The sequence below is a fragment of the Clostridium sp. AF27-5AA genome (assembly GCF_003478415.1).
GTDB lineage: Bacteria > Bacillota > Clostridia > Lachnospirales > Lachnospiraceae > Otoolea > Otoolea fessa.
The window spans coordinates 100,115-115,433 of the sequence record NZ_QUFH01000011.1; the positions used below are offsets into that span (position 1 = coordinate 100,115).

A 15,319-nucleotide genomic window follows, 5' to 3' on the forward strand; every position below is an offset into this window, starting at 1 on the left:
ATGCCGACGATCGATGGAGGCGGAAGAGATCAGCGGATCAAAGAGGCGTTGGAGAAAAAAGTCATCTGCCGCCGGTGTCAGGTGGAGATGGTGCCGAAATCCACATTTTTTGACTATCTGGGGCACAATTTCCACACCGAGATCCTGTGCTGCCCGAAGTGCGGCGAGGTATATCTGCCGGAAGCGCTGGTAAAAGGGCGTATGGCGGATGTGGAGAGAGAGCTGGAAGATAAGTAGATAGTAGATATAAGTATGATTCATGAGAGATGCTTTTGGATCTGAAAAGGATAGGTGAGACAGGCTGGCTGCGGGGATTTGCCATGTGTGAACATGAGAACACAGCCCATTTGCGGCTGGCTGCATCATGGGAGAACTGTAATGAATTGAGATAAGGGGATGAAAGACGATGGTAATGAACTTACAGGACAGAGGTGTCCTGCCGGAAGAAATGCGCTATACATACAGTGTCTGCCCGGTCTGTTTAAAACGCATTCCGGCAAAGCGGGAAGAGCGGGACGGGCAGATATATCTGGTAAAAACCTGCCCGGAGCACGGGACATTTTCCAGTGTAATCTGGAGAAATAAGCGCAAGTTTGCCGACTGGCGCGGGGAACGTCCGGCGGTGGGAGAAAATGAAAATCTAAATTGCCCGGCGGGCTGCGGTCTGTGTGCGGAGCACAGGCGCGCCACCTGCTGTACCCTGCTGGAGATCACAGCGCGGTGCAATATGAACTGTACCTTCTGTTTTGCGGAGCCGGATGGGGCGCAGGATCCGTCCTTAGACACGGTAAAACGGTGGATCAACGATCTGACGGAGCCGGGAAAGACACTTTTGCAGCTTTCCGGCGGGGAACCGACAGTGCGGGACGATCTGCCGGAGATCGTGGCGTATGCGAAGCAGGTTGGCTGTAAATATGTGCAGTTAAACAGCAACGGTCTGCGCCTGGCGGAGGACGAGGCGTTTATAAAGCGTCTGGCGGATGCGGGACTTTCGTTTGTATTTATGCAGTTTGACGGCGTGGACGATGCCGTATATGAAAAACTGCGCCGCCGCCCGATGCTGGAAGTGAAAAAACGGGCGATCGAGCAGTGCGGCCGGTATGGAATCGGCGTGACGCTTGTTCCGGTCATTGTTCCGGGCGTCAATACGGAGCAGATCGGGGACATCATCCGGTTTGCCATTCAGCGGTCGCCGTATGTGCGCGGCGTGCATTTCCAGCCGGTCAGCTATTTTGGACGTATCCCGGAGCTTCCGGCGGATGATGACCGCTATACGCTGGATGAGCTTCTGGAGGCGGTTGTCAGCCAGAGCGGCGGGCTTATCAAAGAGGAACAGATCGCGCCATCCTGCTGCGATCACCCAATGTGTGGGTTCCACGGGGATTTCATCGTGATGCCTGGGGATAAATTGATGCCGCTGACAAATTATAGTGGAAAAACCGAGGCAGAACCGGAGGGCGAAGGTTGCTGCTGCGGTCCGGATCCGGCGGAGAAGAACCGTGAATTTGTCGGACGGCGCTGGGAACGGCGCGATCTGGAAGAGACGTGCTGTTGTGGAGAAAGTCAGCCGGAAAAAGAAAGCTGCTGCTGCGATGCCAATGCAGATGCGTATCTGTTGGAGAAAGCACAGCCCGAACTAGGAAGCTGCTGCTGTGGCGGAACTCAGCCCGAACCAGGAAGCTGCTGCTGTGGCGGAACTCAGCCCGAACCAGAATCCTGCTGCTGTGAAGAAGAATCAGTTGACATAACAAATATGGAGGACTTCTTAAAGCGTGCAAAAAGCCACGGCTTCACGATCACATCCATGGCGTTTCAGGATGCCGGAAATCTCGATATCGAGCGCCTGCGCCAGTGCAGCCTGCATGTGTATAAAGACGGGAAGAAGATTCCGTTCTGTGCATACTACTTGTCTCCGATGGAAAGAGGCAGATAATAGAAGCGCAGAAAGGAGAGGTGCAAAAAATGGATACAAATGAGTGCAGTCTCTGCCGACCGGGCGGATTTGCGCTGACGAGGCAGATGTTCCAGTTTGCGGGAATTGAGATACCGGAGGCGGGAGCGGCAGAGACGGAGTCTACAGACCCTGCAGTGCCGCTTCGCGTCATCGACATCGGCTGCGGAACCGGCGGCACGATGCGATGGCTTTCTGAGCATTTCCCAGACTGGCAGATTTCCGGCTTGGATAAGAATCCGGATGTGCATGAACCTGGCTGGATAGAGACTGGATGTGCGGAGAAACTGCCATATCCAGATCAGACGGCAGATATCATTCTGATGGAGTGCAGTTGTTCCAAGGCTGCGGAACCGGCGGCGGCGCTCCGGGAGGTGTACCGGGTGTTAAAACCGGAAGGATGGCTTTTGATGAGCGATATGTATGCCCGGAAGAAAGAGCTTTTCTTAGACGGGATGCTGGGACGGCTGGAGTCTGCTAAAACAATCCGTGACCGGCTGGCGGAGGCGGGATTTGTGCTTGCAAAGATGCAGGACGCGTCGGGAGCATTGGCGGAGTGGATCGGGCAGCAGATCTTCGATGGAAATCTGGAATTCGTCTGCGCGGCACTGGGGGCGGAACGGAAGATTTTAAAAGAAGCGGCCTGCGGTTATTTTATTGCGGCGGCGCAGCCGTCCGGGTTATGGCGGACACTTTCGTATGTAAAGGAGAAAAGTCCATTTTATCAGAAGAAATTTACATCCGTCTGGGGACAGCTTGGGGAAATGGCAGGTTCCGATGTACGGCTCGCGCCGGATTCGTTTTCATGGGCGGATTTCCGCACACTTCCCCTCACAACCCCGGAGGAACTGAAAGCGGAGCCGGAAACATTTTTATGTGTTCCAGCCAAGGAGATCGCGCGGATCATCACGCTGAAAACCTCCGGCAGTACAGGGGCACCGAAGCGCCTGTTTTTTACCGAAGACGATCTGATGCAGACGGCGGATTTCTTTGAAACAGGGATGCAGTACATGGTAAAGCCGGGCGATCGGGTCACGGTTTATATGGAAGGACCGGGATTTTTTTCGATTGGAGGACTTTTAAAAGAAGGATTGGGGCGCATTCAGGTGGAGACGAAGGTTCATGGACTGATTCACGATATGGAAGCGGCAGCGCGGGACGGCGAGGGGGCAGACTGCCTGATCGGTGTCCCAAGCCAGATGTATGCGCTGGCAGCCCATGCGCCGGGACTCTGCCCGAAAACAGTGCTTTTAAGTGCTGATTATGTGCCGGTCAGCGTGCAGCGTTTTTTGGAAAAAACATGGAACTGCCGGGTCTTTACACACTGGGGGATGACGGAAACTGGTTACGGCGGCGGCGTACAGTGTGGGGCGCGTGCGGGTTACCATCTGCGGGATCGGGACCTTTTGATTGAGATTCTGGATCCGGAGACGGGACAGCCGGTTCCGGAAGGGCAATACGGCGAGCTGGTTCTGACAACGCTTCGGCGGCGGGGAATGCCGCTTGTGCGCTATCGGACCGGCGATCTGGGGCGGATGATTGCAGAACCGTGTGCCTGCGGATGTTTAAAGCCTAGACTTGATAAGGTTGAGGGACGGCTGGATGACAGCGTCCGGCTGTCCGGCGGAAAAGTACTTTCCATGCACATATTAGATGAGCTTTTATTTGCCCTGGATGAGGTGGAAGATTTTCAGGCATCTTACAATGCGGCGCAGAAGCATCTGACGGTGGCTGTTATGAAGAAAGCGGGTTATGCAGATGCGGTAGGAAGCAGAGTGAAAAATGTCAAAGCAGCATTAACGGAATACTTTGGGAACTGCCTGACCGTCGCAGTGATAGAAAAAGAAATTTCCCCCTATATCGGTTCGGGAAAAAGACGGCTGATCATCGAGGAAAAATGAAAAATGAGTGGTAAAATTCAATATTATGAAAAACTTGACGATGAGTTTTAATTGCAGTATCATAAAATTAAAAATAATCGAGAAATTTTGAAAAAAATTAGTAAAATTTGACAAGAACAAGGAGAAAAAAATGAACATAGCGATTGCATCAGAGACAGAGGAGATCGACGGACTGGTACCGGCGACTTTTAAGGAGAGTCCGTTTTTGATGATTATTGACGCGGACAAGAACCAGATTTTCCATGTCTATGGAAAACAGGATCCGGACAATCTGGTATTTGCGAAGAAGGTGGTAGAACATGACTGTGAGGCAGTCATCTGCGGACCGATCGAGAAAGAACCGTTTGAGATACTGGTAAAAGCGGGCGTGACCCGTTATCTGGGAAGCGGGCATACGGTTCAGAAGGCATATAGCTATATGAACCGTTATAAACTGGAGCTGATCCGCGACTACATCGGCGGACCGGGACCATTTGGACACAGCCATGATTTCAGCTGCGAGTGTGGGGAAGAAGAGGAACACGAGCACTAGGAAAGGACAGAATGCGGACGATTTATTTGATCCGGCATGGGAAGCCGGAATTTCCAGATGAACGGAAATATTGCATCGGGCGGACGGATCTGCCGCTTTCAGAGGAAGGGCGGACACAGATTCGGGCGCTGGGGGAGACATTTGCGGGACGCAGAATTGAAAAGATTTATACCAGCCCGTTAAAGCGCTGCCGGGAGTCAGCCGCGATCCTGCAGGAAGTGATTGACAGAAGTATTCCGATTGAGGTCGTAGATGGTCTGGCGGAGATTGACATGGGGGAATGGGATGGTCATTCCTTCGATGAAATCCGGGAACAGTTTCCAGCGGAGTATGTGGCACGAGGGGCAGATATGTACGATTTCCGACCGCCGCAGGGAGAGAGTTTTGCAGATTGTGCAGGGCGCGCCAGGACAACCTGGAATGAACTCCGGATGAAGAGCCGGGGCGATATTCTGGTAATCGGGCACGCGGGTTGGTTCCGGACACTGATCAGCGGCTGGGAGAAGCGGAAAAAGACAGAACTTCTGCAGATTCCCTTTGGCTACGGACAGGTGTATGAAAGAAAGGATTATGTATTTGACGCCTTGATCTCGGCGGCGGGGCGATCCTCGCGGATGGGGGATTTCAAACCACTCATGAAGCTCGGCGCCCAGACGGTCCTGGAACGTGAGATACAGACGCTGCGGGCGTGCGGCGTACATGAAATCACGATCATTACCGGACGCCGGGCGGAAGATATACGCGCGGCGGCTGCGGGACCGGGAATCCATTTCATCCACAATCCGGCGTATGCGGAGACGAAAATGTTTGATTCCGTCTGCCTGGGGCTTTCCTATTATAAGGAAAAGCGGAAAACGGCAGGAAAAGAGGCGCTGGATGGCATTTTCTTTTTCCCGGTGGATGTGCCGCTGTTTACGCCATTTACGCTGGAATATGAAAAATACCGGTTTGCGGAAGGCGATGGGGATGTCTATCTCCCGGAGTATGAGAAAACACCGGGGCATCCGCTTCTGATCCGTGCAGATGTGATCGAAAAACTGCTGCAGCATGATGGAACGATGGGGCTTAAAGGCGCCTGTGAACAGCCGGAAATCCGCCGGATTCCCCTGGATGTGCCGGATCCGGGCTGCGCGTATGATGCGGATACACAGGAAGAGTTTCAGAAATTGCGTGATTGGGAGAGAAAACGTCCTGTCCCGGACAAAGAGGAGTGTGAACGTCTGCTTGCATGGTTCCACACGCCGGAGGCGACGGTGCGCCATAGCCGGGCGGTTGCGGAGCTGGCCGTGGAATTGGCAGATAGAGTTCTAAAGCATAGGGCGGAAACATGTGTGGAGATGACATACAAAAGCACTCCAATCGATAAACACAAAATCTACGCGGCGGCGCTTCTTCATGACATCGCCAAAGCATACCCCGAACATCCGGAGACAGGGGCGGGATGGCTGCGGCTTCTGGGACATACCGGGATCGCGGATATCGTTGCGGATCATATGGATCTGCCGGAAGAAAAGCTGGGATATCTGAATGAAAGCCTGATCGTGTATCTGGCGGACAAGCAGGTACAGGGAGAACGGCGTGTAACGATCGAAGAACGGTTTGCGGCAAAGCGGGAGAAATTTAAGGATAACCCGGAGGCGCTGGCGGGCGTGGAACGGCGGTATCAGCTGGCAAAGCGTGCGGAGGCATTACTATAAAAAGGAAAAGAGGAAAATCATATGAAATTAATGAAAACAACCGAGGCAGTCGGACAGGTACTCTGCCATGACATGACGCAGATTATTCCGGACGTGACGAAGGATGCCGTATTCCGCAAGGGACATATCGTGCGTGAGGAGGACATCCCGGTACTGCTTTCGATTGGAAAAGATCATATTTATGTCTGGGAAAAGGACGATACAAAATATCATGAGGACGAGGCGGCGGACATTCTGCGCGGCATCTGCCAGAATGAGTATATGCGTGCAACCGATCCGAAGGAAGGCAAGATTGAGCTGATTGCGGAGTCGGACGGTCTGTTTCAGGTCGATGAAGAACGCCTCTTAAAGGTCAACAGCCTGCCGGAGATGATGATCGCGACCCGCCGGACGAATTTCCCGGTAAAAAAAGGTGATAAGTTAGCCGGAACCCGTGTGATCCCGCTGGTAATTGAAAAAGAAAAAATGGAAGAGGCGAAGAAGGTAGCGGGTTCAGAGCCGCTATTAAAACTGCTTCCGTATAAAAATAAGAAAGCGGGCATTGTGACGACCGGAAATGAAGTGTTCTATGGACGGATTGAGGATAAATTTGGCCCGGTCATCCGGGAAAAGCTTCAGGAATTTGGTGTGGAAGTTCTGGGACAGAAGATTATAGGGGACAATCCGGATAAAATCACGGAGGCAATCCAGGAATGGCTGGATCAGGGCGCCGATTTTGTTGTCTGTACCGGCGGCATGAGCGTCGATCCGGATGATACGACACCGAGCGCGATCAAGCAGACCGGGGCGGAGGTTGTCTCCTACGGCGCGCCGGTACTTCCGGGAGCGATGTTCTTGCTGGCATATACGAAGGACGGAAAGCCGATCATGGGACTTCCGGGCTGCGTGATGTATGCGAAGAGGACCATCTTTGATCTGGTGCTGCCGCGTGTGATGGCAGATGTGCCAGTGACAAAAGCGGATCTGGCGAAAATGGGCGCAGGTGGTCTGTGCTTAAATTGTCCAACCTGTATTTTCCCGAACTGCGGTTTTGGTAAATAATCGAGCCAGAGAGCGGCGATGAGGCAGCAACCGCGATGGCACAACTGCGAAATGAGAAATGGATGGCTCATGCAGTATAAAAGAGAGGAAGTGCGTGATATGAATCTGTATGGGGAGATTCTGAAAAAACTGGAAGGGACGCCGTGTCTGGCGTTCGAGAGAAGCTTTGTGGGAGAAGAGGGAAATCTAACAGATATGCTCTGTGAACTGAGAGAAGGCGCAGAGGCGTCAGAGATTGGAAAAGAAGCCCTGACACAGGGGCAGCCGGTCTGTGGGCGCGCCGGAAGCAGTTGGAATGTGGCGGAACCATTTTTCCCGAAAGAGCGCCTGATTATTCTCGGAGGCGGCCATGTGGCTCTTCCGGTGGCAGAATTTGGCGCGCGCGTCGGATTCCTGGTAACTGTGGTGGACGACCGCCTTTCCTTCGCGAATCCGGGACGTTTCCCGATGGCAGAGAAGGTGATCTGTGATGACTTTGGGCATGCGATCAAAGAACTCAAGATTCAGGAGAGCGACTATATCTGTATCGTTACGCGCGGACACCGCCACGATGCGGACTGCCTGCGGATGATTGGAAAAGGAAAAGAACCGGCGTATCTCGGCATGATTGGTTCGAGACGCCGCGTCGGTATCGTGAAACAGGAGCTTCTGGAAGAAGGCTACGATCCAGAGCGGATGAGCCGTTTAAAGAGCCCGATCGGTTTAAAGATCGGCGGTGTGACACCGGAGGAGATCGCGATCTCGATTCTGGCGGAGATCATACAGGTAAAGCGCATGGATCGGGAAGACAAACGTGTGAAAAACCGTTCCGATCTGGATTTTGATGTGCTGAAACGCCTGGCGGAGGAGCCGGATGAGCCGAAAGCAGTGGTCACGGTGATTGAATCAAAGGGTTCCTCCCCGCGCGGGGCAGGCGCGAAGATGATTGTCTACCGGGACGGACGGATTCTCGGCAGCATCGGCGGCGGCTGCAGCGAGGCGGCCGTGCTGGGCGAGGCACGTTCTCTGATCGGAAGCGGCAGGTACAAAGTAGTTCATGTAGATCTGACCGGCGAGGCGGCGGAAGATGAAGGAATGGTCTGCGGCGGCATTATGGATGTGCTGGTGGAAGATTTTGCCACGGATCGGGAACCGTGTGAACGGTAAGGAAACCGAAGCACCGGTGTATTTGGATAAAAAAATTTCAAATACATGAAAAATAAAAAGATAAAAATAAAATACATGAAAAATCATCACAACAATTTCACGGAAATAGACGGAAAGGTTTGGAAAGAAAAACTGGAAAATTCATAAGAATAAAGGGAAAATGCAGAAAAAAGACGCGTTATTTTTTAATGCACATAACGACATGTGAATTAAATAAGAATCATTGTAAAGATTGACAAAAAAAGTGCCACGTGCTACTATTTGATTAGCAAATATCATTATGATTTTCCAAAAATAACGGACGGGTAAAAACCACATTGCTATGGCGTGAGGAATCGAAACGAGGAGGATGCCGGAAACATGTGCGTGAAATGAGGGAGGAACCAAGATATGAGAAAAACGTGGGCACTTGTAATGGCAGCAGCGATGGCGGCAGCATCCCTGACCGCATGTTCATCCAGCAAACCGGCTGAGACAGCAGCACCGGAAACGGAGGCAGAGGCAGCTGAGACAGAAGAGACCGAAGCAGAAGCAGAGGCAGCCGGCGACCAACAGGAGATTCTGGTAGCGGCAGCAGCCAGCCTTCAGTACGTTATGGAAGACAAGATTCAGCCGGCATTTGAGAAAGAGAATCCGGACATCAAGCTGAGCTTTACCTTTGACAGTTCAGGAAAGCTGCAGACCCAGATCGAAGAGGGCGCGGATGCAGACGTATTCTTCTCCGCAGCGATGAAGCAGATGAACGCGCTGGAGGACGAGGGACTGGTCGATGCAGATTCTGTCGTAGAGCTTCTGGAAAATAAGATCGCCCTGATCGTTCCGAAGGATTCTACACTGGGAATTACCGGTTTTGAGGATATCACAAAGGCAGAGAAGATTGCACTCGGCGATCCGGAGAGTGTTCCGGTTGGACAGTACTCCAAGGAAGCCTTTGAGAACCTGGGTATGTGGGATGATGTAGAGGCTAAGACAAGCTTTGGTACCAATGTAACCGAGGTTTTAAGCTGGGTAGCAGCCGGAAGCGCAGATGCAGGTATCGTATACCTGACCGATGCAACCACCAGCGATCAGTTTGACCAGGTAAAGGTTATCGGATATGCACCGGAAGGAAGCGTATCGAAGGTTATCTATCCGGTTGGTGTTGTAAGTGCAAGCACAAAGAAAGATGCAGCACAGAAGTTTGTAGATTATCTGGGAACCGATGATGCGCTTTCTTTCTTTGCGGAGTATGGCTTCACAGCAAATAAATAAGCCGGGAGCGATGACTGTCTGGGATATGCAGCTGACTGTGTGAATAGAAAGCAGGACAGCGAAGGACAGACAGTGAACCATGTATGGAATAAAATCCGCCGCAGAATGCAGGGTCCGTTGAAAACCAGGTGTTCTGCGGCAGTTTTTATCTCAGTCGAGAAGACTCCCACCTCTTTAGGTGGCGAGTAATAGCAAATTTGTCTCAGTGGGAGTTGGGTCTCACGGACGTTCGACTTGATTCATAGGAAAGGGGGGAAGAAAGATGGACTGGTCTCCGATATGGATATCGATGAAAACAGCAACGCTGTCGATCCTTATTACGTTTTTTCTGGGAGTCTGGATGGCGCGGCTGGTGGTATCGGCACGGTCTGAGAAAGTGAAAATGGTGCTGGACGGCATCCTGACGCTTCCGATGGTCCTGCCGCCGACGGTAGCAGGCTTCTTCCTGCTGATGATTTTCGGTGTAAAACGACCGCTCGGACAGCTGTTTCTGGAATTGTTTGGCGTCAAGATTGTATTTTCATGGGCGGCAACGGTGATCGCGGCGGTGGCGATCTCATTTCCGCTTATGTACCGGGCAGCGCGCGGCGCGTTTGAACAGGTCGATGTGACGCTTATCTATGCGGCTCGGACGCTGGGATTTTCCGAAAGCCGCATTTTCTGGAAGGTGATTCTGCCGTCGGCGATGCCGGGCGTCCTCAGCGGCGCGATCCTTGCCTTTGCGAGAGGACTGGGCGAGTTCGGTGCGACCGCGATGCTGGCGGGCAATATCGCCGGAAAGACGCAGACACTGCCGCTTGCCATCTATTCACAGGTGGCGGCTGGAAAAATGTCGATGGCATACCAGTATGTGTGGATCATCGTGGTGATTTCCTTCCTGGTCGTCGTGCTGATGAATGTGCTGTCGCGGCGGGATATGCGCGGACGCAGCAATCATAAAAAGAAAGATAACAGTGTGGAAGCGGGCGGTCAGGATGCAAAGGTTTCGGTGGAACTGTTTGCGGACAGGGAAGCGGATGCACAGAAGGGAGGCGCGCGATGAGCCTGCAGGCGATAATCAAAAAGAGATTTTCCGGCTTTTCGCTGGACGTATCGCTTAACACCGATGGCGGCGTCATGGGCATTCTCGGCGCCTCCGGAAGCGGCAAGAGCATGACGCTCAAGTGTATCGCCGGAATTGAGACGCCGGACGAAGGGCGGATCGTGTTAAACGGCAGGGTGCTCTTTGATTCGGAAAAGCACATCAACCTGCCGCCGCAGAAGCGGAAAGTCGGTTATTTATTCCAAAATTATGCATTGTTTCCGAATATGACCGTAGAAACCAACATTGCAGCGGGGCTTTCGGGCAGCAAGGAGGAAAAACAGGAGGCAGTTGCCCGAATGATCCGTCTCTTTAAATTAGAAGGGCTTGAAAAAAGGTATCCGTCCCAGCTTTCCGGCGGACAGCAGCAGCGTGTGGCGCTGGCGCGCATTCTCGTCTATGAGCCGGATGTGATCATGCTGGATGAACCATTTTCGGCACTTGATTATTATCTGAAAGAACAACTGCAGTTTCAGGTGCGCGAGGTACTCCGCGGGTACACGGGCGATGTGCTGATGGTCAGCCACAGCCGGGACGAGGTCTATCGGTTCTGCGAGAAGAGCATCATCTTAAACCGCGGACAGGTGGCGATGAAGGGAGAGACGCGGGCGATTTTCCAGAAACCGGAAAATGTCACTGCGGCACGCCTGACAGGCTGTAAAAACTTCAGCCGGATCCGGCGGATCGGCGAATATGAGGTGGAGGCGCTCGACTGGGGACTCACGCTTCAGACCGAAGAAGCGGTTGCGGCGGAGCATGCCTATATCGGCATCCGGGCGCACCAGTTTTATCCGGCGCGCGGCAGTGCGAATGAATTTACGTGCGAGTGGGGGGACACACTCTGCCAGCCATTTGAGTGGGATGTTTTGCTGCGTCCGGTGGAAAATGCAGGGGCAGCGGGTGACAAAGAAAATGCACTGGAACGCGAGGTGATCTGGTGGAAGGTAGACTATAAGCAGAGTGATTCACTAAACCGGTATCAGCGCGGAGACCGCGTCCGGCTGGGAATTGCACCGGGAGATATCATGCTTTTAAAAGAAGGTTAGAATGATAGAAAAGGGGATATGTATGGCAGATGGGAAAACAGGCGCGATCATCCTGGCGGCAGGGCGGTCGGTGCACATGGAAGAATTAAAGCCGATGCTCCGGATGGGGCAGACCACGATGATACAGAGGGAGATCGACACGATCCGGCAGGCGGGGATCTCGCCGATCGTCGTCGTGACCGGGTATCAGGCAGATGTGCTGGAACGTCATATTTCACACCGCGGTGCGGTCTGTATCCGAAACAAGCGGTATGAGACATCGCAGATGTACGGCTCAATCTGCATGGGACTGCGCCATATCCAGAAAAAAGCCGATCGGGTGCTGTTGTTCCCTGCCGACGTGCCGATGATCACGGCGGACACAATCGAGAAGATGGCGCAGGCGCCCGGAAGCATGGCAGTACCGGTCTGTCAGGGAAAAAAAGGACACCCGGTCATGCTGTCGAAGGAAGTGTTTGGACATATCTTAACGTACCGGGGTGGAAAAGGACTCCGCGGCGCAATGGATGCGTGGGGCGAAGGTGTCCGGGAGATCGAGGTTGAAGATCCGGGTGTTTTACTGGACACCAACACGAAAATGGACTACGAATCGCTGCTTGCCTACGAAAAAGACAGGCAGAAGCGCGGGGAGCTGGCATTTCGGGCGTCGATTTCGCTGAGCCGCGAGGAAGAATGCTTCAGCGCGCTGACGGCGGATTTTCTGGAGGCAGTTGCTGAGAGCGGTTCAATGCTCGGTGCCTGTCAGATCCGGGATATTTCCTACAGCAAGGGCTGGAAAATGCTCAAGATCGCGGAGGCGCAGCTGGGAATCCAGTTTTTAGAGCGCCAGACGGGCGGAAGCAAGGGCGGATTTTCTGTGCTGACGCCGGATGGAAAGGCGTTTTTAGAAAAATTCCGCCGGATGGAAGCAGCAGTGCAGGCGGCAGCAGAAGCAGCGTTTGAAAAAATCTTTCTGGAGCCGGAAGAAGAGGAAAAGGAGGATACAGATGGAAGAGAAATTAACGCATTTTGATGAAAAGGGAAATGCGATCATGGTAGATGTAACGGAAAAGAAGATTACCAGCCGGACGGCGACGGCATCCGGCAAGATTCACGTCAATGAAGCAGTCATGAAGGCGGTTTTGGAAGGGACGGTTGCCAAGGGCGATGTGCTGGGAGTGGCGCGCGTGGCGGGAATCATGGCGGTGAAGCAGACCGCACACCTGATCCCGATGTGCCACACACTTCTTATCACGAAATGCAGCGTGGATTTTGAGGTGGATGAAAAAGAACTGACGATCAAGGCACTTTGTACGGCTAAGCTGGAAGGAAAGACCGGCGTCGAGATGGAGGCGCTGACCGGTGTCAGCGTGGCGCTTCTGACCATTTATGATATGTGCAAGGCGATCGACAAGCGGATGGAGATCGGAGAGATACATCTCGATGCAAAATCGGGAGGAAAGAGCGGGGAATTTGTGCGATGATAGACGGATACGGCAGAACGATCGACTACGTCCGGATCTCCGTGACCGATCGATGCAACCTGCGCTGTGTGTACTGTATGCCGGAGGAAGGCGTCGGCAGCATTTCCCATGAAGAGATTCTGCGGTTTGGTGAGATCGAGAGGGTCTGTCAGATTCTGGCAGAGAACGGCATTCAGAAAATCAAGCTGACCGGAGGCGAACCGCTGGTGCGCCGGAGACTGCCGGAGTTAGCAGCAGCGTTAAAACGGATTCCGGGAATCAAGAGCCTGACGATCACGACGAACGGTGTTTTATTAGAAGAAATGTACGATGCGCTGGCGGACGCGGGGGTTGATTCAGTCACGATCAGCCTGGATACGCTGGATGCGTCGGTGTACCGGCAGCTCACACGCCGGGATGAGATCGAAGCGGTCAGACGCGGCCTTCGGACGGCGATCCAGAAAGGCAGGATGCAGATCAAGATAAATTGTGTGCCGGTGCTTGGGATCGAGGAGCAAAAGCTTTTAGAGGTGGCGGAACTGGCGAAAAACCATAACGTGCACGTGCGTTTCATCGAAATGATGCCGATCGGCATGGGAACGCAGTTTGCCTTTGTGAAAGAGGATGCATTGAAGCATGCGCTGGAAGAGGCATTTGGAACCTTTATCCCGTGCGGGGACGTGGCAGGAAATGGCCCGTGCCATTATTTCGCAGTCCCTGGCTTTCAGGGACGGATCGGTTTTATCAGCGCGGTCAGCCATAAATTCTGTTCCGAATGCAATCGGATCCGGCTGACATCAGAAGGATTTTTAAAGACCTGTCTCCAGTATGACAATGGGGTAGAATTAAAGACCATTCTGCGCGGCGGCGGTACCGATGAAGACCTGCGCCGGGCGATCGGACAGGCGCTTGCGGAAAAGCCGAAGGGACATAGTTTTGAGAAAAAGACGGAATTTACGGATCGGGAACACCGGGGAATGTCCCAGATAGGCGGATAAGCAGGGTGTTTGTGAGGATTATGATTATGGTTTCTGCGGTGAAAGTGTGAGCCGGCGGAATGTTACAAGTGAAATATCGTATATGAAATATGAAATCGGAAAATTTGTGGATAAAGAAAAGGAGAAACAATCATGGGAAAAGTAATCGCAACGTGTACCAGTGAAATCAAAGGTGTTCAGAAGAAAAATGTCCATCAGGTCTGTCTTATCGAGGACTATGGAATCGAGGGTGACGCCCATGCGGGCAAATGGCACCGTCAGGTCAGCCTTCTTTCATATGACCGGATTCAGGAATTCCGCGCGCGCGGCGCGAAGGTCGAGGACGGCGCGTTCGGTGAAAATCTGGTCGTGGAAGGAATCGATTTCAAGACGCTCCCGATCGGGACAAAATTTAAATGCAACGATGTCGTGCTGGAATTGACACAGATCGGAAAAGAATGCCACCATGGATGCGCGATCTTCCAGGCAATGGGCGATTGCATCATGCCGCGCGAGGGCGTATTTACGAAGGTGCTGCACGGCGGCGTGATCAAAGAAGGAGATAATCTGGAGATTCTGGAAGAAGCGTAGGAAAGAGATCAAAGAGAGGTGGGAAACCAATGAGAGCAGCAATTATTACATCCAGTGACTCTGGGTACGCGGGAAAACGGGAGGATGTGAGTGGTCCGGTAATCGCAGAAATGGTGAGAGAGGCTGGTTATGAGGTGGTCTGGCAGAAGGTGCTGCCGGACGAACAGGCGATGTTGGAAGAGGCGATGAAGGAGATCTGCGATGAGGGAAAGGCCGATCTGCTCTTAACAACGGGCGGAACGGGATTTTCTCCGCGCGACGTGATGCCGGAGGCGACGCTGGCGGTCGCGGAACGGATGGTTCCGGGTATCCCGGAGGCGATGCGGGCATACAGCTTACAATTTACAAAGCGGACGATGTTAAGCCGAGCGGCAAGCGGGATCCGCAAACGCACGCTGATCGTCAACCTGCCGGGCAGTCCGAAAGCGGTGCAGGAGTGTCTGGAATACATTCTGCCGCAGCTGGATCATGGATTAAAAATCCTTTTGGGGCTTGATGGGGAGTGTGCTAGAAAGTAGGGAAAGCAGCAAAAACGAAGATGGAAAAACAGATATAATATATAAGACGATGTATGCTAATAGCGAGGACTTTCAAGTCCTCGCTATCAGACTGTAGACAAACTTGGTGCTGGGTGTTATGCCCAGTACCATTTTTCTTTAAATT

The 15,319-nt window shown here is 52.8% G+C and carries 15 protein-coding genes; all 15 read left to right on the forward strand.

The window, feature by feature from the left end; genetic code table 11:
- A complete protein-coding gene (locus tag DWY89_RS11445; RefSeq protein ID WP_022360474.1) occupies positions 1-237 on the forward strand; it encodes a DVU_1557 family redox protein in 237 nt (78 codons plus the stop codon).
- A gap of 169 nt (positions 238-406) precedes the next feature.
- Entirely contained in the window at positions 407-1,933 is a 1,527-nt protein-coding gene (gene trsS, locus DWY89_RS11450; RefSeq protein ID WP_118524132.1) for a radical SAM (seleno)protein TrsS, read from the forward strand.
- A 29-nt stretch (positions 1,934-1,962) separates the two neighbouring features.
- Positions 1,963-3,852 (forward strand): DVU_1553 family AMP-dependent CoA ligase, encoded by a 1,890-nt coding sequence (locus DWY89_RS11455; RefSeq protein WP_118524698.1) that lies wholly within the window; start codon positions 1,963-1,965, stop codon positions 3,850-3,852.
- A gap of 130 nt (positions 3,853-3,982) precedes the next feature.
- On the forward strand, positions 3,983-4,384 hold the full coding sequence (locus DWY89_RS11460; RefSeq protein ID WP_022360477.1) for a NifB/NifX family molybdenum-iron cluster-binding protein: 402 nt from the start codon (positions 3,983-3,985) through the stop codon (positions 4,382-4,384).
- Between the two features lie 11 nt (positions 4,385-4,395).
- Complete coding sequence (locus tag DWY89_RS11465) at positions 4,396-6,081, forward strand: DVU_1551 family NTP transferase (RefSeq protein ID WP_118524135.1); 1,686 nt, start codon at positions 4,396-4,398, stop codon at positions 6,079-6,081.
- 21 nt (positions 6,082-6,102) lie between these two features.
- The gene (locus DWY89_RS11470; RefSeq protein ID WP_118468950.1) at positions 6,103-7,122 is read left to right on the forward strand and encodes a molybdopterin-binding protein; all 1,020 of its coding nucleotides are present in this window, start codon (positions 6,103-6,105) and stop codon (positions 7,120-7,122) included.
- A gap of 69 nt (positions 7,123-7,191) precedes the next feature.
- A complete protein-coding gene (locus DWY89_RS11475) occupies positions 7,192-8,268 on the forward strand; it encodes an XdhC/CoxI family protein (protein ID WP_182434574.1) in 1,077 nt (358 codons plus the stop codon).
- Between the two features lie 390 nt (positions 8,269-8,658).
- The gene (gene modA / locus DWY89_RS11480; protein ID WP_118524137.1) at positions 8,659-9,519 is read left to right on the forward strand and encodes a molybdate ABC transporter substrate-binding protein; all 861 of its coding nucleotides are present in this window, start codon (positions 8,659-8,661) and stop codon (positions 9,517-9,519) included.
- Between the two features lie 262 nt (positions 9,520-9,781).
- Complete coding sequence (gene modB / locus DWY89_RS11485) at positions 9,782-10,561, forward strand: molybdate ABC transporter permease subunit (protein ID WP_118524138.1); 780 nt, start codon at positions 9,782-9,784, stop codon at positions 10,559-10,561.
- Entirely contained in the window at positions 10,558-11,646 is a 1,089-nt protein-coding gene (locus DWY89_RS11490; RefSeq protein WP_118524139.1) for a sulfate/molybdate ABC transporter ATP-binding protein, read from the forward strand. Before modB ends, DWY89_RS11490 begins: the two co-directional genes overlap by 4 nt.
- A 22-nt stretch (positions 11,647-11,668) precedes the next feature.
- Entirely contained in the window at positions 11,669-12,658 is a 990-nt protein-coding gene (locus tag DWY89_RS11495; RefSeq protein WP_182434576.1) for an NTP transferase domain-containing protein, read from the forward strand.
- Entirely contained in the window at positions 12,633-13,109 is a 477-nt protein-coding gene (gene moaC / locus DWY89_RS11500; protein WP_022360485.1) for a cyclic pyranopterin monophosphate synthase MoaC, read from the forward strand. The genes DWY89_RS11495 and moaC overlap by 26 nt, the downstream gene beginning before the upstream one ends.
- A complete protein-coding gene (gene moaA, locus DWY89_RS11505) occupies positions 13,106-14,086 on the forward strand; it encodes a GTP 3',8-cyclase MoaA (RefSeq protein WP_118524699.1) in 981 nt (326 codons plus the stop codon). The genes moaC and moaA overlap by 4 nt, the downstream gene beginning before the upstream one ends.
- Before the next feature lie 132 nt (positions 14,087-14,218).
- Complete coding sequence (locus tag DWY89_RS11510) at positions 14,219-14,656, forward strand: MOSC domain-containing protein (RefSeq protein WP_022360487.1); 438 nt, start codon at positions 14,219-14,221, stop codon at positions 14,654-14,656.
- A 29-nt stretch (positions 14,657-14,685) separates the two neighbouring features.
- Complete coding sequence (locus DWY89_RS11515; RefSeq protein ID WP_118524141.1) at positions 14,686-15,174, forward strand: MogA/MoaB family molybdenum cofactor biosynthesis protein; 489 nt, start codon at positions 14,686-14,688, stop codon at positions 15,172-15,174.
- Positions 15,175-15,319 lie beyond the last annotated feature (145 nt).

Bases quoted from the DNA above. Each gene is read 5' to 3' on its own strand.
- modB (WP_118524138.1), top strand. From the start codon at position 9,782: ATGGACTGGTCTCCGATATGGATATCGATGAAAACAGCAACGCTGTCG.
- moaA (WP_118524699.1), top strand. From the start codon at position 13,106: ATGATAGACGGATACGGCAGAACGATCGACTACGTCCGGATCTCCGTG.
- modA (WP_118524137.1), top strand. From the start codon at position 8,659: ATGAGAAAAACGTGGGCACTTGTAATGGCAGCAGCGATGGCGGCAGCA.
- DWY89_RS11470 (WP_118468950.1), top strand. From the start codon at position 6,103: ATGAAATTAATGAAAACAACCGAGGCAGTCGGACAGGTACTCTGCCAT.
- DWY89_RS11495 (WP_182434576.1), top strand. From the start codon at position 11,669: ATGGCAGATGGGAAAACAGGCGCGATCATCCTGGCGGCAGGGCGGTCG.
- moaC (WP_022360485.1), top strand. From the start codon at position 12,633: ATGGAAGAGAAATTAACGCATTTTGATGAAAAGGGAAATGCGATCATG.
- DWY89_RS11460 (WP_022360477.1), top strand. From the start codon at position 3,983: ATGAACATAGCGATTGCATCAGAGACAGAGGAGATCGACGGACTGGTA.
- DWY89_RS11510 (WP_022360487.1), top strand. From the start codon at position 14,219: ATGGGAAAAGTAATCGCAACGTGTACCAGTGAAATCAAAGGTGTTCAG.
- DWY89_RS11465 (WP_118524135.1), top strand. From the start codon at position 4,396: ATGCGGACGATTTATTTGATCCGGCATGGGAAGCCGGAATTTCCAGAT.
- trsS (WP_118524132.1), top strand. From the start codon at position 407: ATGGTAATGAACTTACAGGACAGAGGTGTCCTGCCGGAAGAAATGCGC.
- DWY89_RS11515 (WP_118524141.1), top strand. From the start codon at position 14,686: ATGAGAGCAGCAATTATTACATCCAGTGACTCTGGGTACGCGGGAAAA.
- DWY89_RS11455 (WP_118524698.1), top strand. From the start codon at position 1,963: ATGGATACAAATGAGTGCAGTCTCTGCCGACCGGGCGGATTTGCGCTG.
- DWY89_RS11475 (WP_182434574.1), top strand. From the start codon at position 7,192: ATGCAGTATAAAAGAGAGGAAGTGCGTGATATGAATCTGTATGGGGAG.
- DWY89_RS11445 (WP_022360474.1), top strand. From the start codon at position 1: ATGCCGACGATCGATGGAGGCGGAAGAGATCAGCGGATCAAAGAGGCG.
- DWY89_RS11490 (WP_118524139.1), top strand. From the start codon at position 10,558: ATGAGCCTGCAGGCGATAATCAAAAAGAGATTTTCCGGCTTTTCGCTG.